Raw genomic sequence first — 26,476 nt, forward strand, 5'->3', positions numbered from 1 at the left:
AAATTTAGGATCTTGATCTATACTGATTATTATCTGAAGTTTCAGGGCTATCCTACTGAAAGGAATGGCCTGTTTTTTATTTATAAGGTTTTAAAAATGCTGCTCTACCTCACCATAAATCTTTTTTCATTTAGGCTGTTTTCGTATAGATTGTTGCTTTCTTGACCATACTATTAAAGGGTTGATATAATGGGGTCTAAGGAGGCGTTTGGGGATGTGGAAAGATGTATATGAGGATTTCAGCGAACTAACCAAATCTGAACAATTAGCGTTGTTTAATGCGATGAAAGAAGACTTGTTTCCAGATGAACCTGATAAAATTACTAAACTACTCAAAACTATTCGTGAAGCCCGTTTTTCTTCTGGTTTAGGTTGTGTTTATTGTGGAAGTACATCTGTGAAGCGGAACGGTAAATATCGTTCAAGACAACGCTATCTGTGTAATGATTGTGGAAAGTCTTTCAATGATATGTCCAATACACCATTTTCAGGCTCACGCTATCCTGAAAAATGGGTGAAATACATTGAACTAATGGTAGAGGGTTATACCCTACCGAAAATCGCTGAAAAACTCCAAATACACATTTCTACTGCCTTTTATTGGAGGCATAAAATCTTGAACGCATTAGGGAGTCTTGGTTTTAATCAACTTCAAGGCATTGTTGAGAGTGACGAAACCTTCTTTCGTGAGTCTATGAAAGGTAAGGAAATCACTCATAGGAAAGCCAAGAAGCGTGGTGAAAAAGACGAAAAAAGAGGGATTTCAAACCTTAAAATTGCTGTTGTAGTGGCACAAGACCGTAACGGTAGTGTGATTGCTCGGAAAGCAGGAACAGGTCGTGTTAAAGCTGAAGAAATAGACACTGTGATAGGTGAGTATATTCACCCATCTGCTTTGTTATGTACAGATACAGCAACTAGTTATAAGAAATTCGCCAAACTAAAAGGGTTACAACACGAAACAGTCAACGAACGCCAAAAACAGCGTGTGAAGAAGGGAATCTACCATATTCAACACGTTAATAACTTTCATAGTCGATTGAAAACTTGGATGGAGCGTTTTCAAGGGGTGGCAACTAAATACCTTGATAACTACCTCTATTGGTTTCGATGGCTTGAACTTAGCAAAAACTTAGCATTTGAAAATCGAGTTGAACAAATGCTTATTTCGGCGTGTCAAAAGTCTAATCACAATACAGTTGAAATGTTAAGAAGTGCATAAAAAGACCTCAATTATTATGAGGTCGATTTATGACTGTTTATCTTTTGATTTTTTTGCAATATAAGATGCACAAAACAGAGCAAATCCAAGGCAAATAAATGATATTGATAGGAGTTGCTCGCTAAAGATAAAAGAACCATTAAATCTATTTATAAACAAGACTAAACCAAGGATAAACAAAATAATACCTAATCCAAAATTCACTTTCCCTAAAACTGTATTATTCATACAGTACACCTCCTTTTCGCTTGAAAACAAGTCTATAATTCATAGTAATCATTATATATACGGTTCAACAACTTATTAGTTTCATTGATAAATTTATGTTTATATACATTTTAACATAAAGAACTATTTTTTATATAATAGCAACAAAGTTTAAAAAAACAGCCTTCATTTATTATGGAATCTACAATTTCATCCATATTTGCATTGTCATTTTTAACTAGATATTTTTCAGGGAATTTATCTGAATTGAAATCTTCAACAATCTGTCTGATTCTATCCTCTCCTACGAATGCTACTCCGCTCCTTTGTGCATCTCTTTTAATAATAAGGTCTGTGTTGCTGCTAACCACAACAACTTTAATGTTGGTTTCAGGGTTATTAATACGTTCCACAACAGAAAACATCTGCTCTTTAGAAAAAACATAATCGACAACCACATTAATTTTCTTTTTTGTAAAATTATTAATCAAGGAAACAATGTTATCCCAAAGTATATTTAAGTAAAACTTATCATGATCGTCACAAGGATGAACCCAGCCCTTTTTCACCATATTGTATAGCGTATCTCCCTCAATATGGACACAAACCCCATTCATATTTTCTGATATTTTTGTTGCCAACGTAGTTTTACCTGACCCTGGAGCGCCGGTTATTAAAATGACAGTAGCTAGCGTATTCAAAAAAATCACATCCTTTACTATGTTATTCTATAAACCATATAAATGGGCCTGCTGTGATATGCACAAAATGGATTATGAGAGTTGTACCTGATAATCCGATTTGAAATTAGAGTAAAAATTGATGATCGTGATGAAAACTTGGGTTTAAATTTGTTCTTTACACATTAAAAATAATTCGTATTTCCTCTCTGAACATTTCGTATGCCGCGATTTCGCCTTGAATATAACCACTTCTGAAATCAACTTCATCTTCTTTAAATTTATCTTTTAACATGATAGCAATTCTTTATTAGTTGATTGAATGAGTGGGAGAGGTGAAACTATGCCAAAAGACGAATTTGGGATAATTGATAGTATCGATCCCGATTACAATTATATAGATTATGATCCTGAAAAATATAACTGTGTGTCCATTGAGTGCGAATATGTTGAAAACTGGTGGAAGCAGCTGCATTTATTAAAAACCTATTACCAACGCATGAGCCGCCCCGACTTCGGCTTAAATCGATGGGGAATCACCATAATCCCACCGGAATCCCTGCCTGGTTTTTTAGATTATACTCACAGAACCTAAAATATACACGGATGACAGCCTTGTTGCATTAGTGGAGAAAATCCGAGAGGCAATAGAGAAAAACAAGTTCATGATTCATTATGGGGTATAGGGGCGAATGGACTGGTAGCACTCCACCGAAGGCTTAAAGGCTGGATACAGCGATTTAACGGAGTGGCGACGTCTGAACAATTATCTTGCGTGGTTTCAAGTGTTAGAGAGTATGCATCATCAGCGAAATGAAGTTACAATGAATGCTGTGATAATAAGAGTGAATGTAATCCCAAATTTAGAAGCATTTAATACACTTAAATTATCTAAGTTTACTGTCTGAAGGTTGTTTCTTTATTCAACTAAAGGGCGTTGAAGAATGAATGTTGCAAAGAAAATTAACTTATACCTACTTTTTCCTATGTATTAGTAATTCATTATTAAATGTTAATAAAAGGGGAAATTTATTTTAACTGAAGCGATTCGAATAGTGGAGGAATAGAGATGAATGACAATGGATAAAACCAATAGGTTCCTCAATTTAGATGTCACGATGATATTATTAATTGCCGTTTTAGTTTTTGATTTGGTTGTTATTATAATGTCTTTCAATAATTATTATTTTTCCTTTGTACTATCCACTAATAATAAGTTGCCCGTTCTACTTACTTTAGTTGCATTTTATCTTTTTGCATTTGCTCAAATGATAGACCGAGTATTCATTATTACGGTCACGATTACAGCATTTCTATTTTTAGGACTCATTTCGGTAACTAACAATTCCTATCACACCATTGGTTCCTCAACAGGTAACGTAAAGGTACTGATAGGATATAGAAATGCCACCTTAGGAGAAACCAACCACTTCTATAATTTTTATTTATATACATCGATTCCTGGTTTGGTGAAAAAAGTGAAAGAACATCATTCTATTCAGACTCGGGGAGTTACCACTGACGACTTAGAAGTGTTGGGAGTAGACGATGCTGAATGGATAGATGACGAGAAAGTAATTTTCCACTCTCCCTATGCAGAAAACACACAAGTTGAATTAAAATAGCAGGTATTAGATTTATTTAAAAAATATTAAGTCTCCTAAAAGGTGCGCAATTTTGGAAAATTAAGGAAATGAGGGTAATAAGTTGGTAAAAAGATATTTATTCTTATTCACTTTCGTCTTACTGGCTGTGATGGTGGGGTGCAGCGAAAAAGAAAGCGAAGATCCAGAGGTCACCAAAAGAGCAAATCAGCTAGCAATAGAGTATATCCAGGAAGAAGAAGGGCGAACATTGGTACCGGATGAAATAGAATTCAGCACCGGTATTGGTGCTAGAGGTTGCTGGGTCACAGGACACTACAAAGATAAGCCATCGGAAGTGGTGTCAGTTGCTATCTCCTATGACAAAGGCGGGAAAGATATGGAAGTGGATTATTTAGGAAGACCGCCTAAAGAAGATAAATAAGACGGGGTAAAAGCAGTGAAAAAGGAAGCCAGCAAATTGGCTTCCTTTTTTCAATGAAACACTTCGTCGATCATGTCTCGTGCATCATCAAGTATTTGGGTAGAGATTTCCTTTCTTCAAAATAAAACTAGGCGATTCATCTGCATGATGTTCCGCCTAGTTTTATTTATCCATCACTCTAATGAATCCCCTGCAACAGAATCTGCATGATAATACTCATCAGCTGGATCGTATGAAACAGACACTGAAATTTCTTTATCTGGATCACTTTCATAGTGACCATAAACAAAGCAAAAACCCCCGCCAGGTGCGTCTGGATATTCAATCCTTTCTGGTATAAATGTTTCTTTTTCGTTTTCTTTCGTGTATCTTACTGCTTCTTTTTTGATTTTTTCTGCTACCACTTTATCCTCTCCCCCGCATGCTGATAAAATTCCTATAACCAATATGCTGATGAGTAATTTTTTGAACATTTAATCGCCTCGCAGTTGGAAAATTCAACTAAATAATAGTGTAAGATACAAGTGGGTGGGAATCAAATATGCAAATTTATGCGAGACTTAGAGTATTACACATTGAGTAATTTCCACATAGAGATATTAAACAAGTCGTCACTCTAATCTTTTATAAAGAAAACATTATACTAAGAATCAAACTTATTTCCTCATTCTTCATAAGAGTTTTCTTGTGTTATTATATACTCTCATTCCGAAAAATCTTTGTATGGATAGGTTACACTTAGTTGGACAGATATTTTAAGGTCAAGTAGACTATTACTAATACATTAGGGGAGAACCTACCATGACCAAAAAAGATCGTCGAACATTTACCGCAGAATTTAAAGAACAAATGGTCCAACTTTATTCGAACGGCAAACCGAGGAAGGATATCATTCGTGAATATGATCTCACCCCTTCTGCTCTTGATAAGTGGGTGAAGCAGAGTCAAACTTCGGGATCCTTTAAAGAAAAAGATAACTTGTCACCAGAGGCACAAGAATTAATTAGGCTACGAAAAGAAAACAAACAACTGCTCATGGAGAATGACATTTTAAAGCAAGCAGCGCTGATACTAGGACGAAAGTAAATGTGATTAAGAACAACCAGCACAAATACTCGATATCAGCATTGTGTAAAGTCCTACAGATTCCAAGAAGCACGTTTTATTACGAGGCAAAAGAGAGGAAATCAGAAGACGATGTTACATCTGCAATCGTGGAGATCTTTCAAAACAGCCGTCAAAACTATAGGACACGCAAGATTAAGGTCGAGCTAAAGAAGCTTGGGCATCAGGTATCCAGACGTCGGATTGGACGGATCATGAAGGATCAGGGGTTGGTTTCATCGTACACAGTAGCCCAATTCAAGCCTCATTCTTCAAAGTGCAACGAGTCTAATCAAAAGAACGAATTAAACCGTGAATTTGATCAAGAAGAAGAGTTAGCGGTTGTCGTAAGCGATTTAACGTATGTAAGAGTCAATCAAAAATGGCATTATATATGTCTCTTTGTCGACCTTTTTAATCGAGAAATGATAGGATTTAGCACAGGTCCAAATAAAGATGCAGCCTTGGTTTATCGTGCCTTCGCGTCCATTCAAAAGGATTTGCGCAAGATTGAATATTTCCATACAGACCGGGGAAGTGAGTTTAAAAACAAGCTGATGGACGAAGCTCTGGAGACATTTGACATTAAGCGATCATTAAGCATGAAGGGCTGTCCGTATGATAACGCAGTAGCTGAGGCAACCTTCAAGATTATAAAAACAGAGTTTGTTAAAGGTAAGCATTTTGCTAGTTTAGAAGATTTAACAAGAGAATTACAAGATTATGTTCACTGGTTTAATCACATTCGAATCCACGGAACATTAGGCTACATAAGCCCAATTGAGTACAAGCAAAAACACCTTAAAAAAATTGTCTAGATTAGTGTTGACATACCAGTATAGAGAAAGGGAGTGTATGTGTTTGTGGATAGACCCCATTAAAAAAGAACAAGAGCTAGAAGGTGAGTAGGGCTCTTGTTCTCATCTATTCTCGAAGTAGGGAACTACTCTTAGAACCTTTATTGATAAGCTAATGGTAGCCGATGGGGTTGCCTAAGAATTATTTACTAAATTAGAGCCATATCATATCAGTTGTTTTACCAAATCCACCACGATGCTTCTTTTTTAGCTTGGTGTATCATTTCGTATTTAGTCACTTCAATTTCCCGTTTCACATCTTCTAAACGCTGAATTTTTTCAGTGTAGTTAGTCATATAATTTTCTGCAGCTCGAAGAAATGCGTCTTTTGATTTACCAGATTGCCAACTTGATAGTGTAGTATCATAGAAAAAATCATCCAGCCGCTCTTTATCTTTTCTTAAGTAATCAATATACCGTTCTATCTTTCCCTCCATTTCAATGAGTTTTGCTTTTTCTTTAAGGTATTTCGCCTCTTTGGTCATTGAAGTTTGTCAGCCTCCACAAAGGTTTTTGCAGCTTCTCTTAATACTTTTACAAAATCAGTCGTATGTTCGCCATACCAATTGATAAACCCATTCATCTCTCTATTGATGAGGCTTTCCACATGCTGTGCTTCCTCTATATGAGAATAAGAAAGTAGTTCCGCACAGGTGGTATCATGTCTTTCCTCCACTTCTCTTATCTTTTTGTTAAGGTCATCCGCTCGGTCCAGAAGAATTTCAGGCGTAAGCTGAATGCTTCCAGCTTCTACCGAACCCATAAAATGTGGAGAGCGATAATATTCTTTGTTCGTCTTAATATCAGTAAAAATATCGGACACGATGTTCCCGTATTCATCAAACTCAAATTTTTTAATACCATGATACTCATTTATAGCGTCTAATTCACTCTTAGTCCCTTCCCCGAAATTCTCCTGATCATATCTCTTTCCAAGTGCATAAACCGTTCCGATATGTTCTCTACCCCAAGTCTTCCATGAAGTGAAGGGGCCAGCCGACACAGGATCCCTTGGATCTATGTAAACGGTATGTGTTTTGTCGAACTTTCCATCTTTTGCTGCCTTCTGCAATTCTGGTGGTAAACTGTGCAAAATAGCTGGTCCGCTAAAGGTAACTGAATCTAACCCAAGTACCGCAGAGGCATATTGCGAATCTGCGGAACCGAGAGAGTGACCGGTAGTGGAGATATACATGTTAGGATGATCCTTTTGAATCTTTTTGGCGAACTTAACACTCTCGGTAAATTGGTTTTTCTTTGGCGTTAACCATTCTATATCATTGACAATAAGTGTCAAATCGGACTTCAAATCTTTCCAACTGTCCGGTTGTGTTCCTCTATAAGCTATGATTATATTATTTTCATGCTTATAAGCAACAGCATGCAGTCCGGTGTCTTTGTCATTCTTCACATCAACCAAATTCCATTTTTGAGTTTGGCCATTAAGTGTAATACTTATATCTTTTTCAGGTTTTCTGTATGAGCGGTTACTCATAATATGATAAATTTCATCTTGAATACTATTCCCCATATTTGCTTCACTCCCCCTTATATATTATACTATATATTGATAATATTTCCAATTGCGAAGGGGATAATATGCTAAAGAAGATGTTGCTGACTACTTTATTAATTACAGGGATACTTTCCGGATGCGGAGGAGGAGAGGAGGATAAAGAAGTGGAAGATAAGATTACAAAAGAAGCAATAGAATATGTAAAGAAAAACGAAGATAAGACATTCATCCCTGATCACCTTGAATATACTGATGCCATTGGAGGAGGCACATGTTGGGTTATAGGTCATTATGAAGATGAACCGAACAAAGAGATCAGCGTGCAGGTTGTTTATGATCAAGAAGAAGATTACTATAAAGCTGATTCAATTGGGTCTAATTAAATCTTAAGATAAGATGGTAGATATCCTATTTTTTATCTATATAAATGATTAAAAGTGTTAATAGCTTTTTACTTAGCGTTCTACTAACACAGGACTGCAGTGTGAAGAATAAAGAAGTGGAAAAAGATTAAAACAAGAAGCAGTTTAAAAAATAGAAAAACCCCAGGATGCTTTATATGAGATTCTGGGGTTTTATATTATATAAGACGTTTTTCCATTTCCTTTTCTAATTCCTGATGGCTGTAAATATTTCCTGCTATTTCAAAGTCAATGCCATAATCAAATAGGTCGTCATACCCAACGCCCTGTTTATTAGTGACATCATATCTACCACATTCTTCGTCAAAAAATATCATTCCAAGATTATCAAACTCCTCGGGAATCATAACCACTTTCTGTCAAGCATTCATTCCCATCCAGATACTTAACAAAATGTCTTTGAACCGGATTCTTATGAGGTGAGGATGTTAACAAGTCACTCTCACGGAGCAGAGGTTTCCCATTTTTCCTCTGCCATTCTTGGCTTAGATTTCGTCACATTTGCTGGACGACCTGCCAATATTAACAGCTTGCCTAAGAAATATAAGGAAGAAGCCAAATTTTCTTGGATCAAATTACAGCTTTATTTACGACATTCTAGCTGTATCTTTTTAGACCTGGATAAATACTGATCTAAAAATTTAGGATCTTAATCTATACTGATTATTATCTGAAGTTCCAAGGCTATCCTAATGAAAGGAATGGCCTATTTTTTGTTAATAAGGTTTTAAAAATGACGCCCTACCGCACCATAAATCTTTTTTCATTTAGAATGGAATCCACAATATCATCCATATTTCCGTTGTCATTTTTAACTAGATATTTTTCAGGGAATTTATCTGAATTGAAATCTTCAACAATCTGTCTGATTCTATCCTCTCCTACGAATGCTACTCCGCTCCTTTGCGCATCTCTTTTAATAATAAGGTCTGTGTTGCTGCTAACTACAACAACTTTAATGTTGGTTTCAGGGTTATTAATACGTTCCACAACAGAAAACATCTGCTCTTTAGAAAAAACATAATCGACAACTACATTAATTTTCTTTTTTGCAAAATTATTAATCAAGGAAACAATGTTATCCCAAAGTATATTTAAGTAAAACTTATCATGATCGTCACAAGGATGAACCCAGCCCTTTTTCACCATATTGTATAGCGTATCTCCCTCAATATGGACACAAACCCCGTTCATGTTTTCAGCTATTCTTGTTGCCAGCGTAGTCTTTCCTGCTCCTGGGGCGCCGGTTATTAAAATGACAGTAGAACTCAAAAAATCACATCCTTTCTTTACTATATATGTTATTCTATAGACCATATAAATTAGCCTGCTGTGATATGTCAATAATTTGGTATGATAAATTAAGAGTAATGGTCCTAATAAAACATTATGGGAGATAATGAAATAACAGAAGAAGCAATAATCTTATTAACGCTTATGGAAAGGAAATACATGATTTATACGATAATCTTATTCATTTTTGCAGGGGTTGCTGAAATTGGCGGAGGATACTTAGTCTGGTTATGGCTGCGGGAAGGCAAACCATACTGGTACGGAATAATCGGAGGGCTAATTTTAGTATTGTACGGGATTATACCTACTCTACAAAAATTCCCTTCGTTCGGTAGAGTATATGCAGCCTATGGCGGCGTATTTATAATTCTTTCAGTTCTTTGGGGGTGGGGTGTTGATAAAAAAACACCTGATACATACGATTGGATTGGAGCATTTATTTGTTTGATTGGAGTTTCTATCATGCTTTGGGGCCCGAGGATGAAGTGACTCAACAGTTCCTAGCAGGAGAGAAAGCCTCCCTGCTATAAGCATTAATATTTCCCTTCCCTAAAATAGTCCTCCAACTGATTGTTTAATCGTTCCAATTGGGCGATTTGAGAATGAGGGAATCCATTTCTTCTGGTCTTTTGGGCACACATCCAGCAGGAACAATGGACTTTTCCTTTAGCGAAGCATCCGGCAAAGCTAGAGCACCATCCAGTTTGCTGCGCAATGTTTGTTTTCCGCTGTATGATCCTTTTTCGATGATGCCGGTAATAGCCACGGCTTCGATTCTTATTATGTGGCTTCATTTGCCATCACACTCCTTGGGATAAGGCTCAGCCTGTAAAATCCCCCAAAGAACAATTAGATTTTACAGGCTGAGTATGATGGCGGTGAATAGGTATATAAAATTCAAGCTAATCACTTCTCTATCGATTGATTTATTTTTCAGCATGTGTTCGGTAAATTTAATTGTAATTAATCTCCTGAGTTGAGCGCAATTGTTAGCTACTCTTCTTTCAATCTTCGAGGACCTTCCTAGTTATATTAAGGCCTGATTTCCCTATTTAACTTTTGCGAAAGTATAGTGAATTGGATATATTTTTAGCATATAGTCCAAAGGAGTTAGTACAGTTGAAAAAGAAAAAGAACAAGAAAAAGAAACGATCAGATTCTACTAATGGTGAGTTAGATATTCTAGAAAGTGACGAATTTTTTTACTGCATCGCAGGATATACTTCGAATGGTGTTCCGTACGGTATCTCTTGGGAACAAGCAAAAGAGGATGGATTGATAGACTGCGAGGAATTAGAGGATGATGCAGAGGATATTCCCTTTTAGTAAAAGAAAAGTGAGGGGTTATAGATGAACATCAACAATTTTGAGAAGTATGTTAGCAAAACCATTTTAGATAGAGGATACGATTATTATATGGCCGGAAACGTGGTTGACACTTACAGCGAGGGAGATAACGAATATTTCTTTGATGTAGAAGGGAGTGAAGACTACGAGGTGGAGGTCAAATTGGACAACAAGGGAGAGATTATTTACTCCGATTGCGATTGTCCCTATGATTTAGGCCCGATATGTAAGCATGAAGTAGCGGCATTTTTTGAGCTGCTTGAAATAATTGGTGGCAAACATAATGAATTAGCTGTGAAAGAGGAAGCGGTGCATCAGCCATCTATCAAAGAAGTATTAAACGCCCTTTCCCGAGAAGAGCTGATAGACATAATGCTAGATTTAACACAAAGTGATAAGACTTTAAAAAATAGTCTGATTCTGAGATATTCAAAAGGTAATGTTACGCAGGAGCTTGAAAGATGCAAAAGGCTTATAGATTCTATTGTAAATAAATACATAAGCAGAAAAGGCTATATCGAATATGGAGATACTTATGATTTTGTATGGGAATTGGATGACGTATTAGTAAAGGCAAGAAATACAGACGATATATTATCCGCTTTGGATATTGCCTTTTTACTGCTGATAGAGGCGGTGGAAGCTTACCAGTATGCGGATGATTCTGGTGGAGCAATAGGTTCTTTGGTATCGGAAACAATAGAGACAATTGGAGAAAAAGTAGCGGAAAGTGCTAATTTGGATTCTAATTTAAGAGAAAAGGTATTCCATAAGCTCTTGGAACAGAGTGAACACAAGGTTTTTGACGGATGGGATGATTATAGAGTTGATCTTCTTAGATTATGTCTGGAATTCGCAGACGTCGAAGGCTTAAGAAATGAGCTTAAAGTGAAAATAGAAAACAGTGTGAGTAAAAACCTCGAGAAGGATAGTTATACGGCGAGGTACTACCAAGAATCGATGCTACGAATCGTGCTTGAAATAATTAATATCTATGGAACAGATGAAGAAGCTGTAGCATTTATTAAGCAGAATTTGCAGTACTCATCTTTTAGAGAGTTACTGTTAGATAAACTTATGAAGGGAGGAAATTACCAGAATGTGATAGAGTTGGCTGAAGAGGGAGAAAAGCAAGATAAAGAATATGCAGGCTTAGTATTAAAATGGAAAGAGATAAAATATCAAGCATATAAGAAGCTTTCTCTTACGGAAGAACAGCGGAAATTGGCAAAAGAACTACTCTTTGACGGGAATTTTGAGTATTATAAAGAACTCCTAGAATTAAACGAAGGGAACAAAACAGAGTTTTATCAGAGCATAAAACAAGAATTAAAAGAGGATAAGGGTTTGCGTAGTCAAAGAGTTTATCTGAAGCTTATTGAACAAGAACAAGATTTGGATGAAATAATGGAGTTTGTAAGGGAAAATCCTAGGAGCATAGAAGACTATGCCAGGATGCTGCAGGAAATGTTCAAAGATGAAGTAATTGAAGTTTATAAAAGGTACATCAAAGGGGTGGCAAGCTCTTCCTCCAATAGAAAGGCCTATCAGGGAGTCTGCGGCGTGATTAAAAGATATGGGAGGATAGCAGGAAAGCAGAATCAGGCTGAGATCATTCACGAACTTACCATTCTGTATAAAAAGAGACCAGCTTTTGTAGATGAACTCAGTAAAATCAAATAAATCATGATGATATGAGGAGCTCTGGCAGCTTCTCTTTTTTTGTAGGGCTACACTACACTCTTCACTATATTTACTATAATAAAACACCCCAAAAGTTAGAATCAAAATTTAACTTTTGGGGTGCATTACATTCTTCGATTGATGAACCATCATGTTTATTTTTATTTATCTACTTTACCTTCAGTATAACTATCCGCATTATAGTAATCTTCTTCCTTATTATAATCTACAATAACAGCTATTTCTGTCTCTGGGTCACTCTCTAAATATCCAACAACAAAACAAAATTCTCCCCCAGTAGCATCGGGATATTCAATATTTTGAGGAATAAATGGGTCATCTTCTGCTTCTTTCATAAACGTTATTGCCGTTTTTTTAATCTTTTCTTCCGTCACTTTATCCTCACCTCCGCATCCAGATAAAATTCCTATAACTAATATGCCGATGAATAATTTCTTGAACATTCTATCTCCTTTCATTTGGAAAATTCAATTAAATAAAAGTGTAATATACAAGTGGGAGGAATCAAATATGAATTACTAATTCTAGATGTAGAATAGCGCAAAATGGGTAGGTTTCATATAAAGATATTATTTAACCAGTCATAATTGATGAGGATATCCCTGGCACGATTCAACTCAAACCTGAAACGCTCCTGGAAGTACAGACGAAATGAAGCACAGAATCAATGGGAGACCTGAACAGAAAGGGTTGTTTGACAACAAAATTTATATCAATTCTTATGTTACTCATACTGTGCAAGTCGTTAAAATTCCTATGCTTCCTTCAAAATAAAATAAAACTAGGCGATTCACCTGCATGATGTTCCGCCTAGTTTTATTTCTCCATTATTCATCTGACATACCATTTGCATGATAATATTCCCTATCTGGATCAAAGGAAACAGTCACAGAAACTTTCTTCTTAGGATCACTTTTATAGTGACCATAAACAAAACAGAAACCCCCTCCAGGTGCGTCCGGATATTCAATTCTTTCTGGGACAAAGGTTTCATCTACAACTTCTTCTGTAAATTCCATTGCTTCTTTTTTGATTTTTTCTTCTACCACTTTATCCTCTCCCCCGCATGCTGATAAAATCCCTATAGCCAGTACAGCGATGAGTAATTTTTTTATCATTTTATCCCCTCTTATTTGGAAAATTCATCTAAATAAAAGTATAATATACGATTGAGAGGAATCAAATATGAATTACTAATTCTAGATGTAGAATAGCGCAAAATTTCATATAAAGATATTATTTAACCAGTCATCATTGATGGGTAAACCCCTGATACGATTCAACTCAAACCTGAAACGTACAGACGAAATAAAGCACAGGATCAATGGGAGACCTGAACAGAAAGGGTTGTTTGACAACAAAAACTATATCGATTCTTATGTTACTCATACTGTGCAAGTCGTTAAAATTCCTATGCTTCCTTCAAAATAAAATAAAACTAGGCGATTCACCTGCATGATGTTCTGCCTAGTTTTATTTCTTCATTAATCATAAGATATAGCGTCTGCTTTATAATAATCTTCATCTGGATTATACGAAACAGACACAGTAATTTCCTTCTTAGGGTCACTTTCATAGTGACCATAAACAAAACAGAACCCCCCTCCAGGTGCGTCAGGATATTCAATCCTTTCTGGGACAAATGTTTCTTTTTCATTTTCCTTCGTGTATCTTACTGCTTCTTTTTTGATTATATGCCGATGAGTAATTTCTTGAACATTTTATCTCCTCGCACTTGGAAAATTAAACTTAATATTGCAGTGTATATAAACAACTGAAAGTTCTCTTCAAAATAATAATAAACATGGTGGCTCTTCGATTGCAGAGCCACCAATATATTCTTATTTATCTACTTTACCTTCAGTATAACTAGTCGCACTATAGTAATCTTCTTCCTCATTATAATCTACAAGAACAGTTATTCTCGTGTCTGGGTCACTTTCGAAATGTCCCACAACAAAACAAAATCCCCCCTCCAGGGGCGTCGATATTTAATATTTTTTGGGATAAATGTTTCATCTTCTGTTTCATTTATATAAGTAATTGCCTCTTTTTTTATCTTATCTTCCGTCACTTTATCCTCTCCTCCGCATCCAGATAAAATTCCTATAACTAATATGCCGATGAGTAATTTCTTAAACATTCTATCTCCTTTTATTTGGAAAATTCAACTAAATAAAAGTGTAATATACAAGTGGGAGTGAATCAAATATGAATTACTAATTCTAGATGTAGAATAGCGCAAAATGGGTAGGTTTCATATAAAGATATTATTTAACCAGTCATAATTGATGGGAAAATCCCCTGCACGACTCAACTCAAACCTGAAACGCTCCTGGAAGTACAGACGAAATGAAGCACAGAATCAATGGGAAATCTGAACAGAAAGGGTTGTTTGACAACAAAAATTATATCGATTCTTATGTTACTCATACTGTGCAAGTGGTTCAAGTTCCTATGCTTCCTTCAAAATAAAATAAAACTAGGCGATTCATCTGCATGATGTTCCGCCTAGTTTTATTTCTCCATCACTCTAATGAATCCCCTGCAACAGAATCTGCATGATAATACTCATCAGCTGGATCATATGAAACAGACACTGAAATTTCTTTATCTGGATCACTTTCATAGTGACCATAAACAAAGCAAAAACCCCCGCCAGGTGCGTCTGGATATTCAATCCTTTCTGGGATAAATGTTTCTTTTTCGTTTTCTTTCGTGTATCTAACTGCTTCTTTTTTGATTTTTTCTTCTACCACTTTATCCTCTCCCCCGCATGCTGATAAAATCCCTATAGCCAGTACAGCGATGAGTAATTTTTTTATCATTATATCCCCTCTTATTTGGAAAATTCATCTAAATAATAGTATAATATACAATTGGGAGGGAATCAAATATGAACAAGTTTCACCATGACGAAGTATATTATACTATGAGTAAGCGGGCTTACATGAAAATAGAAAAAGAAATAGGTATAACCATTGATGGAGAACGCAAAGTCTGGAAATTAGTTGGCTCAAAGAGTAATAAGTGGACTGGCTTTAAAGCCATTGCCTACAAAAACAATAACGATATTATCATTGCCTATAGAGGCACTGATAAGACAAGTGCACCCGATTTATTTACCGACGTTGCCTATATTGTGTTCGAGAAGAACCCAATGAAAGGCATTAATAACCAATTTGCTGAAAGTTTGGAGTTTGGAAAAGAAATAAAGAAGAAATATCCAAACACGAATATATCTTCAACCGGTCATTCCCTTGGCTCTGCAAATTCTCATTTTACCGGCGCGATCCTTGGCTGGAACTCTGTTACTTTTAGTGGTCCTGCTACTATTAATAGTTTGCCTAAAGAATATAGGGAAGCAGCCAAGGCTGGAAAGTTTGATAAAACCCATGTGAATTACATATATACGGATGACCCCGTGGGTGGCGGTTTTTTGAACTCTTGGACTGAAAAAAGACCTTATATAGGAACCACCTATGCCCTTGGTTATAGGTATGAGCATGAGAACTTCGGTGATGGTATTATCGATGAAGCTATGGGTGCTATTAAGAAACACCCTCTTAGCACGTTCAAGTTTGACAAATATGGAAATATCAAAGGAGATATCTTTACAAACTTATCTACTGGAGAAGAAATGTACAAATCTCCCCACTATATGGGTAGTGCTGTTGCTGGAACCATTCAACTCAAACCTGAAGTGATATTGGAACGTGCAGACGAAATGAAGCACAGAATCAATCAGGTGGAACAAAAGCATGAAGAAGTCCGAGCATCACTCCTATCCTTTTCCCATATTAGTGAAGCGGAATATATCGAAGAAAACATTCATCGTGAAATGAACGAATTCATTCGCTGGTATGGGGAGAAAACCACCAGGTTTGAAAATATCTTGCGGGAAACCGCCAAAATATTCGTGGAGGCGGATAAACTTAAATGATCAACCATGATTTAAATGCAGCGGCATACGCACAAGAAAAAGCCCGTTTGGGTAAGATGGTAACCAAAATAGACGGTTATATAAAGAATTTAAGAACAGACAAAGAGAAGCTGGATAGTTTTTTAAGATATGTTATAGAGTCTGCCTGGAGTTCAGGAAAAGCAAAAGATGCATTTACCAATGAATCCGAAGAGTATATGCGTGATTACACCAAAAAGATTCAACGACTAGAGGACCTCAGGTTGGAGATAAAAACATTAGAAGCCCTCATGGAACAGAAACATAGAAGTGAAATGAGAAAATCTGTTAGATTTTAATCACTCCCCCCTCATTGAAATCTCCCTTTTCTTGACATTAATTCAACGACTAATCGACCGTATTGAACTTTAATAAGCACAGGGCTCTCAAATCTTTAAGACCATTAGATCGATAAACTTCGCAACCGATACTCTTATAAGAGATATCGGTTTTTATAGTGGGAAAAAGTGTCTTAGCGTGAAGTTCACGTCAAAATTTTGGCGGTACCCGATTAGAACTTTGCCGCTGTAATCTCCATTTCATATTGCCCCGGAGAGTGTTAAAAATGGAATAGCAAATGTAACAATTTGCGCACAGTGTGACTTTTGCTGTTGCTATATGACACTGTGTCATATATGATTCACTAATCAGGAGTTATGACACTCTGTCACATGAGGAGAGGAAGGAGGTCTCTATATGCCAAAACAAACATTTTTTCACTTGCCCAAAGATAAACAGGAAACCTTAATTCGAGCTGCTAAAAAGGAGTTTTCTCGAGTTCCCTTACATGAAGCGTCTATCGCCAATATCATCAAGGAAGCGGGAATTCCGCGGGGGAGTTTTTACCAATATTTCGAGGGAAAGGAAGATTTGTATTACTTTCTGATCAACAAAATATCAGAGAAAAGTAATGACCGTTTTATTGCGATCTTAGAGGAGAAGAATGGAGATATATTCGAAGCTTTTATAGATTCCTTTCAATTTATGATTCAGAATAACAGAGAACCAGAGGATAAAAACTTTTTTAAAAATGCTTTTTTAAATATGAATTATAAAATGGAAAATATATTAGCGAACAATATTTATGAAGAGAATCGAAAAATCCAGTATTTATCGATGCTCCGCTTAATAAATACGGAAAAGTTAAATTGTCAAAATGAAGAAGAACTTCAACATATTATAAGAATTATGATTTCTGTCACGTTTCATAATCTTATCCAAGTATTCGTAAGAGACTTAATGGATAAAGAGGGTTTAAAAAGGTATGTAGAACAAATGAATCTTTTAAAAAGAGGATTATATAAGGAACAGTGTTCATGCAAATAAGAGGATGGGAAAGGAGCCAATTGACTTGGTAAAGCTAGCAAAGTATTTGAAGCCTTTTTTAACGGGCATATTTTTAGCAATCTTGCTCTTGTTTGTGCAAGCAATCAGTGATTTGAATTTGCCGAACTATATGTCGGATATCGTCAACGTTGGGATACAGCAAAATGGGGTAGAGCATGCAGCCCCTGATGCGATGAGCCAGGAAGGTATGAAGTTGATTTCTACTTTCACGACTGACCATGAGAAACAGACCATTGAAGCGAGCTATTCTTTGGTGTCTCCTTCAGACAAAAAAGCTTACAGCGAAAAATATCCTAAAGCAGATCAGCCTTTTTATGTAAAAAGAGTGCTCAGTAAAGCCGAAACCGAAAAGGTGGATACGGCATTTGGCACAGCGTCTTCGACATTCATTAATGTGCTACGCGAACTGTCACCGCCATCTGATAAGAAAGGTGCTGAAAGTTCCACTAGCTCGATTAGTATGAAAGAGATTTACGGAATGCAGCCTCTTCTCGATTCGTTGCCAGAGGAAACGATTAAATCAGCGCATGATAAAGCGTTGGAAAATGATGTTATGCAAAAACAAAGCGGCATTATGCTGACAAAAGGTTTTTATGATGAACTTGGCGTCGATTTAGGAGCGAAACAAACAAGTTACATTATGAAGATTGGATTCTATATGTTAGCCATCGCACTCGTTGGCGGAATCGCTACCGTTTTGGTTGGATTGCTTTCTTCCAAAATTGCGACAGGCGTAGCCCGCAATCTACGGAAACAAGTGTTTACGAAGGTAGAAAGCTTTTCGAAAAAAGAGTTGGATACATTTTCTACTGCTTCTTTGATCACACGTTGTACGAACGATATTCAACAAGTCCAGCAGCTCATCATGATGGGTGTCCGAATGATTTGCTATGCGCCGATTCTCGGGATAGGCGGCATCATTATGGCTGTCAACAAGTCAGCATCTATGAGTTGGATTATTGCGCTTGCTGTCGCCATTCTTCTTGGATTGATTTTAATTGTGATGGCGATTGCAATGCCGAAGTTCAAATTGATTCAAAAGCTGATCGACAAATTGAATTTGATTTCAAGGGAGAATTTAAGCGGCTTAATGGTTGTACGCTCTTTTGGTACACAAGAGCATGAAAAAGAGCGGTTTGATCTTGCGAACAGTGATTTAACGAGGACGAATTTGTTTGTGAATCGCGTGATGGTGTTTATGATGCCGATGATGATGCTAATTATGAACGGTGTCACGCTGCTAATCGTTTGGGTTGGCGCACATAAAATTGCTGATTCTTCGATGCAAGTCGGGGATATGATGGCATATATGCAGTATGTGATGCAAATATTGTTTTCCTTTATTATGCTGCCGGTCATGTTTATCATGATACCGCGTGCAGCAGTGTCCGCCGGCCGGATTGCGGAAGTGCTCGAAACGAAAGTGTCCATTACCGATCCTGGAAAGCCAAAGTCATTTTCTGAAAAGAACAAAGGCCAGCTTGAATTTAAAAATGTCAGCTTCCGCTATGAAGGAGCCAATGAAGATGCATTGCACGAGGTTTCCTTTCAAGCAAATCCTGGCCAAACAACGGCCATCATTGGCCCGACAGGTTCTGGTAAAACGACGATTGCCAGCTTAGCTCTGCGTTTTTATGACGTAAATGAGGGCGCGATTTTTATCGATGGTGTTGACATTCGAGATGTGAAACAAGCGGAACTCCGGGCCAAAATTGGCTATGCCCCGCAAAAGGGCGTATTGTTATCAGGCACCATCGAGTCCAATCTGAAATACGGAAAAAAGGACGCTGCTGATGAAGAAATGAAGGAAATTACCGAAGTTGCTCAGGCATTAGAGTTCATTTTAGAAAAACCAGAGAAATTTGCGTCTTCCATTTCACAAGGCGGGACCAATGTTTCTGGAGGCCAAAAGCAGCGGCTCACGATTGCGCGTGCTTTGATGAAAAAACCGGATATCTTAATTTTTGACGATAGTTTCTCCGCGTTGGATTTTAAAACAGATTCCATTTTACGTAAAGCATTAAAGGAGCATACGTCAAATGCGACCGTCATCATCGTTGCCCAAAGAGTGAGCACCATCATGAATGCGGAACAAATTCTCGTGCTCGATAAGGGCCGCATTGTCGGGCGCGGAACCCATCGCGAACTGCTGGAAACTTGCCCTGAATACTTTGAAATCGCCTCATCACAGCTGTCGAAGGAGGAACTAGCATGAGCGAAAAGAGAAATAGACAAGATGCTTCTCCTCGCTCCGGTATGCGAGGCGGACCAAATATGATGCAAGGGAAAAAAGCGAAAGATTTTAAAGGAACAATGAAGCAGCTTGCTGCTTATTTACGGGCTTACAGATGGACGATCATCTTCGTATGGGCTCTAGCCATTTTGTCGACGGTGTTCACGATTCTTTCGCCAAAGATTTTAGGAAAAGCGACCGATGAACTTTTCGATGGGGTGATGAACCAAATTGCCGGAACCGGGTCGATTCATTTTGATAAAATCGGCAATATTCTTTTATGGCTCGTCGCATTATACTTGATTAGTGCATTGTTTTCCTATTTACAAGGCTTTGTCATGGCGGGTGTAAGTATGAAAGTGACAAAGCAGCTTCGAACGGATATTAATGAAAAAATTCATAAACTACCGTTCCGTTATTTTGATAAGACAACCCATGGAGAGGTCCTTTCAAGGATTACGAACGATGTTGATACGATCAACACGACACTGAATCAAAGCTTAACGCAGATTATCACATCAATCACTTCGCTGATTGGAATTACGATTATGATGCTCACGATCAGCTGGCAAATGACGTTGGCGGCCATTTGTATTCTCCCGCTGACGATGATTTCGGTTATGGGGATTGTCAAAAAATCGCAGGTTCATTTTAAAAATCAGCAGAAATATTTAGGGCATGTGAACGGTCATGTGGAGGAAATGTTTAGCAGCCATGAAATAGTGAAAGCTTTTAACGCCGAAGAAGAGTCGGAAGCAACGTTTGACGAGTACAATAACACGTTGTATAAATCGGCGTGGAAAGCGAATTTTCTATCAGGGCTCATGATGCCGATTGCGCTGTTCATCGGGAATATTGTCTATGTTGCAATCTGCTTGCTTGGAGGATATTTGGCCGTTAATGGGAAATTGACGGTCGGCGGTATTCAAGCATTCATTCAATACGTACGTAGCTTTACGCAGCCGGTTTCGCAAATCGCAAATATCTCCAATGTGCTTCAGCAAACAGCAGCTGCAGCGGAACGCGTATTTGAATTTCTTGCGGAAGAGGAAGAACAAGCGGATCAGGATAACGCTCTATTGGTTAGTAAAAATAAGGTGGGAAGCGATCGGGAAGTAGTGATTTATGGGAATGTTGAGTTTGATCATGTTTCCTTTAGCTATGAGCCCGAAAAACCTATTATTCGGAACTTTACAGCTAATATTATACCGGGGCAAAAAGTAGCGATTGTCGGACCGACTGGTGCTGGTAAGTCAACGATTATGAAGCTTCTCATGCGCTTTTACGATGTAGATAGCGGGTCGATTATGATCGATGGCCATGATATTCGAGCATTCAAGCGAAACGAGCTTCATTCACTGTTTGGGATTGTGCTGCAAGATACTTGGTTGTTTAACGGTACGATAGCCGATAATATCAGGTACGGTAAGCTCGATGCAAATGACGACGAAGTGAAGGAAGCGGCCATTGCTGCGCAGGTTCACCACTTTGTCAATACACTGCCAGACGGATACGATATGGTGTTGAATGAAGAAGCAGATAATATATCACAAGGCCAAAAGCAGCTGCTGACCATCGCAAGGGCCATTTTAGCAGATCCGAAAATACTCATCTTGGACGAAGCGACAAGCAAAGTCGATACGCGGACAGAAATCCTCATTCAAAGAGCAATGGACAATCTCATGCAAGGCCGCACGAGCTTTGTCATTGCGCACAGACTATCAACCATCCGAAATGCGGATTTGATTTTAGTCATGGATGAAGGAGATATTGTCGAACAAGGTACCCACGACGGGCTCCTTGCCCAAGATGGATTTTATGCAAATCTGTACAAAAGTCAATTTGATACAGCAGTTTAACAATGGAAGACTGTGAAGGAATCTGATGAAAATCAGGTTTCTTTGCAGTCTTTTTTTACGGATTTTTAGATAGAATGGTTTTGAAGAATTGGTATAATATAGTAAGAATAAAGAGTTAGGTCAGGTGTTAAAGGAGTTGGAAAGGTGAAAAAGGTACTATGGATTTTTGTTCTATTATTAGCAATCACAAGCATTGGCGGATATTTCTTTTTAAAAAATAACCCACCATTAGAGGTTAGTATACTCATTATAAGTGATAACCGAAAATCAGTTGTGGTTGGTGTAGGCAATAATGGCTTTCGAGAAGTGAAAATACTCGATGTTTCGGTGAATAATCAGGAAAAGCCTTTAAAAACAAGAATACAAGTCAGTAATGCCGTACAAGGATTCATCATGCCAGAGGATTATAGCAATGAAGATGCGAAAAAATTTGGCTTTACAAAAGTAGATAAGGTAGTCCTAAAAACAGGAACCGCAGCTTCTACTTACATGGAGAAATTAAATAACGGGACAGCGACAAAAGAGGATGAAATATATGGGCTAAGTGTTTGGCATAACGAAGAAGTAAAGGACGTTCATATAACATATAGCTATCTTGGAATTTCCTTTGATAGGCCGGTGAGGATTAACTAGATAGGTGTGTTTAGAAATAGAATTATAAAAGAAAAAGGAACGTTTGTTCGATTTTTAATGCAATAAAATGGCAGAAAAGGTATAATAGAGTTGGGACAGCATAAACGGTAATGGGCAGCGATACATCTCCTAGAAAGGAGGTGACGCTGGTGATTTCAATAGCAGACGCACTAACACTGATGATATCGTTCGCATCATTAGTTGTAGCTATAATCACGGTTTCTTTTTCAAATAGAAAAAAGTAACCCCCTTACCCCCCGACCAAGGTGTGTAATGTTGGTTACTCTTTTCTGAGCTAACGTTGTCACTTGCCGCTGGACGTCGCTGCTCTTTATGCAGTTAGTTGTCCTATTAAAAGAGGTAACTGGTTCCAGCCAGTCCTCTTTTTTTAATGTATGTTGTTCTATCTTTATTATACCTAATTGCCAGTAAAATACAAACTATTCAATAGATAAAGGTGGTGATTTTGCATTCTGTATTTTTCTTGAAGAGATTAAATTTCTGAATAATCAGAGGGCTATAGAAGTAAAGGATGTGCATATAAAGTATCGTTATCTTGGGCTTTCATTTGATAGAACGGTGAAGGTTAATTAGGTAGGGCTTAGTTGAAGATACTAGCCCATTTTATTGTGACAAATGAGGTCATAGGTTATTTATAAAAAAATTGGATATAATTGGTTTGTTTGTTATAATGATAGAAATCGGCATTTTACTAGGAGTTATTAACTATGAGATTGGAAGAACATGAAACATAACAACTTTCTACGTTTATAAGAGGCCCTCCAAAGAGATGTTCGCTGCATCAAAATTATTACTGGGGGATAAGTATGAATGACAAACAGTTTTTCTCTTTGTTAAAACAAGCTGCTGAGCCCTTTGTTGGGTGGGATTTTTCCTTTATTTCTGAAACTGGAAGAATGAAAAGTGAATTGCTTTCATGGTCATATGGAAGTATAGCTGCTTCTCTTATTCCAAATGCAAAATCAATGCTAGATATGGGAACTGGTGGCGGCGAGTTTTTATCAAAATTAAGACCTTTTCCTACGTCAGTTTATGCTACAGAAGGTTACCCGCCTAATGTACCCATCGCCAAAGAACGATTAACACCTCTTGGAGTTAAGGTAATTCAAGTGGATCATGATGAAAATCTTCCATTTGGTACAGGGAGTTTCGAGCTTATCCTGAATCAACATGAGTCCTTTTCATCTAAAGAGGTGAGAAGAATTATCTCGAAAGAAGGTATTTTTCTAACTCAACAAGTTGGTGGACTGGATTGCCGAGAAATTAATGAAAATCTAAAGGTTCCAGTAAATGAAGAATTTATAGATTGGAATTTAAAAGCAGCCCTAAAAAAATACAGGAGAATCATTTTGAGGTTTTGAAGAGTACCGTGGAGTTCCCTATTCAAAGATTTTACGATATTGGAGCATTAGTATATTATCTAAAAGCAATTCCTTGGCAAGTGCCAGGTTTTGAAATAAAAAAATTCGGGGATGCATTGTACTCCATTCATAAGATCATCGAGCAAAAGGGTTATTTTGATGTAAGGCAACATCGATTTATTATTATGGCAAAAGCGATATAGATGTATTTATGGGCTACTCCAGTTAGTGGGTAGCCTGTTTTTAGATAGAAACAAAGGTTTGCGTGTCAATGTGGAGCTTAGCATTTTGGCACGCCTTCTCTTTAAAAGTTATCCGGGAATTGGATAACAACACTAGAAAGGTGACATTAAATTAATGAACAAATTATTTTCTCTATCTTGGTTGTATGCAGTAGTTTGCTTGATTCTTGTCGGATGTAGTGAAACGAGTGAATTGAAGGATGTTACAAATTTTTCAACAGAAAAAAAAGGTGATTATCTATTATTTCATTTAATAGATCCATTCAAAGAAGAAGGCTATATTAGCGAGGTCAAAAATACGGGAGAGGTGGTATACAAGCATATTATTTCAGATAAACATTTCGCACCTTCCGATGTGTTTCAGTATAATGGAAACTTCTTTTTTGCTAGTGGAGCTTATTCCGATGATAGTAAAGTTATGATGTATAGCCCTTTAACCCAAAAATTATCGCTAATTAAAACTAACCAAAAGGAATATATAGAAAAATACTATAATAACGGAAGTTCTGAGTACATAATAACAGTGATGGACAAACATAATAGTAATCATGTTTGTGATATTAAAAAGAATCATTGTGTAAAATTTTCTGATAAGTACACAGCCCAAGATGTAACTACTCTTAATGATGATATTATTGTTGTTGGGGTTGATCAGAATGCAAATGGAAATAAAGAAAATGTAACGATAATTAAAAAACTAAACAAGAATCTGGAATTAATAAAAGAAGTACCTTTAAATCTTCTGCCAAATTATTTTACTTATACAAGTCCTGACCAAAGATTATACTTATTTATGATTAATGGAGATATAGTAAAAATTGATAGTAACTTAAACATCAATAAGTATTCAGTGGATCTATCATCGGTTTCAAAAAATACTACACGAGTAGTTTATAATAAGAATGTAATGATTGATAGGGAGAATATTCTAATCAACCTAGAAATTCAAGAGTCTAAAAAAAACCTTAACCTTCTTGCTAAAATTTCTTTTGAAGATGAAGAGCCAAAAATAGAGATAGTAGAAGACAGTACCAATGAAAGCATCCTAAATGTGGATTCTAAAAGTAACGAAGTTTATACGAGATCTTATATTAACGAGGAAACGGTTATTACTGTTAGAGATACTAAAATATTAAAAGTGAAAAATAAACTTAAATTAGATAATAAGGATCCTATATATTTTGTGGATAATATTAAAAAATGAAATTTTAATTTCTTCATCATTGTTGATGGTTCAGTAAGTTTTCTGGCAGTTAAGTTAGCTAGTATAAATTGTAGTGCACCCCAAAAGTTAGAGTCAAAATATAACTCTTGGGGTGTTTTATTATGGTGAAATATTGTGAACCGTTTAAACTGGGAGCTGTAAAGAAACATCTAGATGGCCCGCTTGGTTTTGAATTTTTGCGGGGATATAATATAAAATCATCTAGCCAGTATTGGGTACAATCATATAAGGAACATGGCACAGAACCAAAAAAAACCAAACTTATACTCTTCAATTCATTCTGGTCATTCGTGATTTACTAAACTTTATGAAATGAACAGGCAATTCGCTGACGGAAACCACTCCTGAATTAAGGCATATACGGATAGCTCATCAGACAAAAATAAAAGTTTAGGATAATTAAAATAATCATGAAACCAACTGCTATAAACTCATGTCTAAAGAAAAGAAGGAAGGGGGTACCATATATTGGAGCAGAGTGAAGAATTAATAATTGATTTTCAAGACAAAGATAAAGCGATTGAGCAGTTAATGGATCTTTATACAAAGAAGGTTTATCTGCTTGCTTATTCTTTTGTGAAAGACAGGGGTTTAGCTGAGGATATTTCACAAGAGGTTTTCCTAAGAGTTTATAAGTATCTTGAAAGCTTTAGAGGAGAGGCTTCATTAGCCTCCTGGATATATCGAATCACAGCTAATACTAGCAAAGATTATTTAAAGAAAAAGAGTCTAAAGCAACTGCTAATAGAAAGCAGCTTCCTTAAAATTTCAAGAGAACGGATAGCGCTGAACATTCCTTCCTTACAGCGGATAGAAATGAACAGCTCTTACAAACCATCTTAACTTTGCCTATAAAATATCGAGAATTAATCGTACTTCATTATTTTTATGATGTAAAAGTAAATGAACTTGCCGAAACGCTTGGTTTGAATACAAATACAGTGAAAACAAGGCTTTCAAGAGGACGGGAAATGCTAAAGCGAAAACTGCAAGGTAAGGAAGGAGATGAATATAAGTGGACAAAGAGCTGAAGAAGGTATTTGAACATTATGAGAAAACCCATTTTAATGATCAAACAGATGTAAGGATAAAAGATAATGTACGAAGAAAATTTGAAATGAAGAGCTAATTAAATATCAAGAGAAGCCGCGATACAGATTCGTAAAAAGAATATTATATGTCTCTGTATCTTGCTTAGTGTTATTAACGCTACT

General features: G+C 36.8%; 31 protein-coding genes and 2 pseudogenes. 21 read left to right on the plus strand and 12 right to left on the minus strand.

The window, feature by feature from the left end; translation table 11 throughout:
• The first annotated feature begins 214 nt into the window (after window positions 1–214).
• Complete coding sequence (locus BQ5796_RS01265; RefSeq protein WP_071458611.1) at window positions 215–1,222, plus strand: IS1595 family transposase; 1,008 nt, start codon at window positions 215–217, stop codon at window positions 1,220–1,222.
• A gap of 27 nt (window positions 1,223–1,249) precedes the next feature.
• Here BQ5796_RS01265 and BQ5796_RS01270 read toward each other — a convergent pair whose 3' ends face one another.
• Window positions 1,250–1,450, minus strand: a complete 201-nt coding sequence (locus BQ5796_RS01270) for a hypothetical protein (RefSeq protein ID WP_071458612.1) — start codon at window positions 1,448–1,450, stop codon at window positions 1,250–1,252.
• A 110-nt stretch (window positions 1,451–1,560) separates the two neighbouring features.
• Window positions 1,561–2,130, minus strand: coding sequence for an AAA family ATPase (locus BQ5796_RS01275; protein ID WP_071458613.1), 570 nt, complete (start codon window positions 2,128–2,130; stop codon window positions 1,561–1,563).
• A 322-nt stretch (window positions 2,131–2,452) separates the two neighbouring features.
• Here BQ5796_RS01275 and BQ5796_RS01280 point away from each other — a divergent pair, with 322 nt between their 5' ends.
• The 4 genes and pseudogenes from BQ5796_RS01280 to BQ5796_RS01290 all read left to right on the plus strand — a co-directional run bounded on the left by BQ5796_RS01280 (window position 2,453) and on the right by BQ5796_RS01290 (window position 4,137).
• Entirely contained in the window at window positions 2,453–2,704 is a 252-nt protein-coding gene (locus BQ5796_RS01280) for a hypothetical protein (RefSeq protein ID WP_200792856.1), read from the plus strand.
• Window positions 2,705–2,818: 114 nt separating this feature from the next.
• Window positions 2,819–3,017: pseudogene (locus BQ5796_RS17900) on the plus strand (IS1595 family transposase); the annotation flags it as partial.
• A gap of 165 nt (window positions 3,018–3,182) precedes the next feature.
• A complete protein-coding gene (locus BQ5796_RS01285) occupies window positions 3,183–3,734 on the plus strand; it encodes a hypothetical protein (RefSeq protein ID WP_083413016.1) in 552 nt (183 codons plus the stop codon).
• Between the two features lie 82 nt (window positions 3,735–3,816).
• Window positions 3,817–4,137 (plus strand): hypothetical protein, encoded by a 321-nt coding sequence (locus tag BQ5796_RS01290; RefSeq protein WP_071458614.1) that lies wholly within the window; start codon window positions 3,817–3,819, stop codon window positions 4,135–4,137.
• A 173-nt stretch (window positions 4,138–4,310) separates the two neighbouring features.
• Here the strand turns inward: BQ5796_RS01290 and BQ5796_RS01295 are convergent, their stop codons facing one another.
• On the minus strand, window positions 4,311–4,610 hold the full coding sequence (locus tag BQ5796_RS01295; RefSeq protein WP_071458615.1) for a hypothetical protein: 300 nt from the start codon (window positions 4,608–4,610) through the stop codon (window positions 4,311–4,313).
• 328 nt (window positions 4,611–4,938) lie between these two features.
• Here BQ5796_RS01295 and BQ5796_RS01305 point away from each other — a divergent pair.
• Window positions 4,939–6,059, plus strand: a protein-coding gene (locus tag BQ5796_RS01305) for an IS3 family transposase (RefSeq protein WP_200792857.1) whose coding sequence is annotated in 2 segments (ribosomal slippage) — window positions 4,939–5,188 and window positions 5,188–6,059 — 1,122 coding nt in all. Because the reading frame shifts where the segments join, the coding sequence is not laid out codon by codon here.
• 218 nt (window positions 6,060–6,277) lie between these two features.
• Here BQ5796_RS01305 and BQ5796_RS01310 read toward each other — a convergent pair.
• Both BQ5796_RS01310 and BQ5796_RS01315 read right to left on the minus strand, forming a co-directional pair.
• Complete coding sequence (locus BQ5796_RS01310; protein ID WP_071458618.1) at window positions 6,278–6,583, minus strand: hypothetical protein; 306 nt, start codon at window positions 6,581–6,583, stop codon at window positions 6,278–6,280.
• A complete protein-coding gene (locus BQ5796_RS01315; protein WP_071458619.1) occupies window positions 6,580–7,629 on the minus strand; it encodes an alpha/beta hydrolase family protein in 1,050 nt (349 codons plus the stop codon). Before BQ5796_RS01315 ends, BQ5796_RS01310 begins: the two co-directional genes overlap by 4 nt.
• Window positions 7,630–7,697: 68 nt before the next feature.
• Between BQ5796_RS01315 and BQ5796_RS01320 the strand changes: the two genes are divergently transcribed.
• Complete coding sequence (locus BQ5796_RS01320; RefSeq protein WP_071458620.1) at window positions 7,698–7,997, plus strand: hypothetical protein; 300 nt, start codon at window positions 7,698–7,700, stop codon at window positions 7,995–7,997.
• Between the two features lie 197 nt (window positions 7,998–8,194).
• Here the strand turns inward: BQ5796_RS01320 and BQ5796_RS01325 are convergent, their stop codons facing one another.
• Window positions 8,195–8,383 carry a hypothetical protein gene (locus BQ5796_RS01325; protein WP_071458621.1) on the minus strand — a complete coding sequence of 63 codons (189 nt, stop codon included), beginning with the start codon at window positions 8,381–8,383 and terminating at the stop codon, window positions 8,195–8,197.
• A gap of 394 nt (window positions 8,384–8,777) precedes the next feature.
• Complete coding sequence (locus BQ5796_RS01330; RefSeq protein ID WP_071458622.1) at window positions 8,778–9,353, minus strand: AAA family ATPase; 576 nt, start codon at window positions 9,351–9,353, stop codon at window positions 8,778–8,780.
• Window positions 9,354–9,488: 135 nt separating this feature from the next.
• Here BQ5796_RS01330 and BQ5796_RS01335 point away from each other — a divergent pair, with 135 nt between their 5' ends.
• Window positions 9,489–9,818, plus strand: coding sequence for a YnfA family protein (locus tag BQ5796_RS01335; protein WP_071461097.1), 330 nt, complete (start codon window positions 9,489–9,491; stop codon window positions 9,816–9,818).
• An 85-nt stretch (window positions 9,819–9,903) separates the two neighbouring features.
• Here BQ5796_RS01335 and BQ5796_RS01340 read toward each other — a convergent pair whose 3' ends face one another.
• Window positions 9,904–10,095, minus strand: coding sequence for a hypothetical protein (locus tag BQ5796_RS01340; RefSeq protein ID WP_071458623.1), 192 nt, complete (start codon window positions 10,093–10,095; stop codon window positions 9,904–9,906).
• A 353-nt stretch (window positions 10,096–10,448) separates the two neighbouring features.
• On the opposite strand from BQ5796_RS01340, the gene BQ5796_RS01345 reads away from it, so the two are divergent.
• Window positions 10,449–10,655 (plus strand): hypothetical protein, encoded by a 207-nt coding sequence (locus BQ5796_RS01345; protein ID WP_071458624.1) that lies wholly within the window; start codon window positions 10,449–10,451, stop codon window positions 10,653–10,655.
• 24 nt (window positions 10,656–10,679) lie between these two features.
• Window positions 10,680–12,359 (plus strand): SWIM zinc finger family protein, encoded by a 1,680-nt coding sequence (locus tag BQ5796_RS01350; RefSeq protein WP_071458625.1) that lies wholly within the window; start codon window positions 10,680–10,682, stop codon window positions 12,357–12,359.
• Window positions 12,360–12,520: 161 nt separating this feature from the next.
• Here the strand turns inward: BQ5796_RS01350 and BQ5796_RS01355 are convergent, their stop codons facing one another.
• From BQ5796_RS01355 to BQ5796_RS01370, 4 genes are all read right to left on the minus strand, one after another.
• Window positions 12,521–12,823 carry a hypothetical protein gene (locus BQ5796_RS01355; RefSeq protein WP_071458626.1) on the minus strand — a complete coding sequence of 101 codons (303 nt, stop codon included), beginning with the start codon at window positions 12,821–12,823 and terminating at the stop codon, window positions 12,521–12,523.
• Between the two features lie 384 nt (window positions 12,824–13,207).
• Window positions 13,208–13,498 carry a hypothetical protein gene (locus BQ5796_RS01360; protein WP_071458627.1) on the minus strand — a complete coding sequence of 97 codons (291 nt, stop codon included), beginning with the start codon at window positions 13,496–13,498 and terminating at the stop codon, window positions 13,208–13,210.
• 800 nt (window positions 13,499–14,298) lie between these two features.
• Window positions 14,299–14,523, minus strand: a complete 225-nt coding sequence (locus BQ5796_RS01365; RefSeq protein WP_071458628.1) for a hypothetical protein — start codon at window positions 14,521–14,523, stop codon at window positions 14,299–14,301.
• 385 nt (window positions 14,524–14,908) lie between these two features.
• Window positions 14,909–15,208 (minus strand): hypothetical protein, encoded by a 300-nt coding sequence (locus tag BQ5796_RS01370; RefSeq protein ID WP_071458629.1) that lies wholly within the window; start codon window positions 15,206–15,208, stop codon window positions 14,909–14,911.
• 122 nt (window positions 15,209–15,330) lie between these two features.
• Between BQ5796_RS01370 and BQ5796_RS01375 the strand changes: the two genes are divergently transcribed.
• The 11 genes and pseudogenes from BQ5796_RS01375 (at window position 15,331) to BQ5796_RS18790 (ending at window position 26,293) form a co-directional block, all read left to right on the plus strand.
• Window positions 15,331–16,323 carry an alpha/beta hydrolase family protein gene (locus tag BQ5796_RS01375; RefSeq protein ID WP_159430968.1) on the plus strand — a complete coding sequence of 331 codons (993 nt, stop codon included), beginning with the start codon at window positions 15,331–15,333 and terminating at the stop codon, window positions 16,321–16,323.
• Entirely contained in the window at window positions 16,320–16,640 is a 321-nt protein-coding gene (locus BQ5796_RS01380; protein WP_071458631.1) for a WXG100 family type VII secretion target, read from the plus strand. Before BQ5796_RS01375 ends, BQ5796_RS01380 begins: the two co-directional genes overlap by 4 nt.
• A 397-nt stretch (window positions 16,641–17,037) precedes the next feature.
• Window positions 17,038–17,667, plus strand: a complete 630-nt coding sequence (locus tag BQ5796_RS01385; protein ID WP_071458632.1) for a TetR/AcrR family transcriptional regulator — start codon at window positions 17,038–17,040, stop codon at window positions 17,665–17,667.
• Between the two features lie 25 nt (window positions 17,668–17,692).
• Entirely contained in the window at window positions 17,693–19,903 is a 2,211-nt protein-coding gene (locus BQ5796_RS01390; RefSeq protein WP_097678013.1) for an ABC transporter ATP-binding protein, read from the plus strand.
• A complete protein-coding gene (locus BQ5796_RS01395; RefSeq protein WP_071458634.1) occupies window positions 19,900–21,780 on the plus strand; it encodes an ABC transporter ATP-binding protein in 1,881 nt (626 codons plus the stop codon). The genes BQ5796_RS01390 and BQ5796_RS01395 overlap by 4 nt, the downstream gene beginning before the upstream one ends.
• 144 nt (window positions 21,781–21,924) lie before the next feature.
• The gene (locus tag BQ5796_RS01400) at window positions 21,925–22,413 is read left to right on the plus strand and encodes a hypothetical protein (RefSeq protein WP_071458635.1); all 489 of its coding nucleotides are present in this window, start codon (window positions 21,925–21,927) and stop codon (window positions 22,411–22,413) included.
• Between the two features lie 110 nt (window positions 22,414–22,523).
• Entirely contained in the window at window positions 22,524–22,658 is a 135-nt protein-coding gene (locus BQ5796_RS18635; RefSeq protein WP_282956847.1) for a putative holin-like toxin, read from the plus strand.
• 582 nt (window positions 22,659–23,240) lie between these two features.
• Window positions 23,241–23,998 (plus strand): annotated as a pseudogene (locus BQ5796_RS01405) (methyltransferase domain-containing protein).
• Between the two features lie 154 nt (window positions 23,999–24,152).
• Complete coding sequence (locus BQ5796_RS01410) at window positions 24,153–25,241, plus strand: hypothetical protein (protein ID WP_071458636.1); 1,089 nt, start codon at window positions 24,153–24,155, stop codon at window positions 25,239–25,241.
• Between the two features lie 489 nt (window positions 25,242–25,730).
• Window positions 25,731–26,105 carry a sigma-70 family RNA polymerase sigma factor gene (locus BQ5796_RS17630; RefSeq protein ID WP_083413017.1) on the plus strand — a complete coding sequence of 125 codons (375 nt, stop codon included), beginning with the start codon at window positions 25,731–25,733 and terminating at the stop codon, window positions 26,103–26,105.
• Complete coding sequence (locus BQ5796_RS18790) at window positions 26,099–26,293, plus strand: sigma factor-like helix-turn-helix DNA-binding protein (RefSeq protein WP_428839307.1); 195 nt, start codon at window positions 26,099–26,101, stop codon at window positions 26,291–26,293. Before BQ5796_RS17630 ends, BQ5796_RS18790 begins: the two co-directional genes overlap by 7 nt.
• The last annotated feature ends 183 nt before the right edge of the window (window positions 26,294–26,476 follow it).

This window comes from Bacillus massilinigeriensis (assembly GCF_900111815.1).
Classification (GTDB): domain Bacteria; phylum Bacillota; class Bacilli; order Bacillales; family Cytobacillaceae; genus Mesobacillus_C; species Mesobacillus_C mediterraneensis.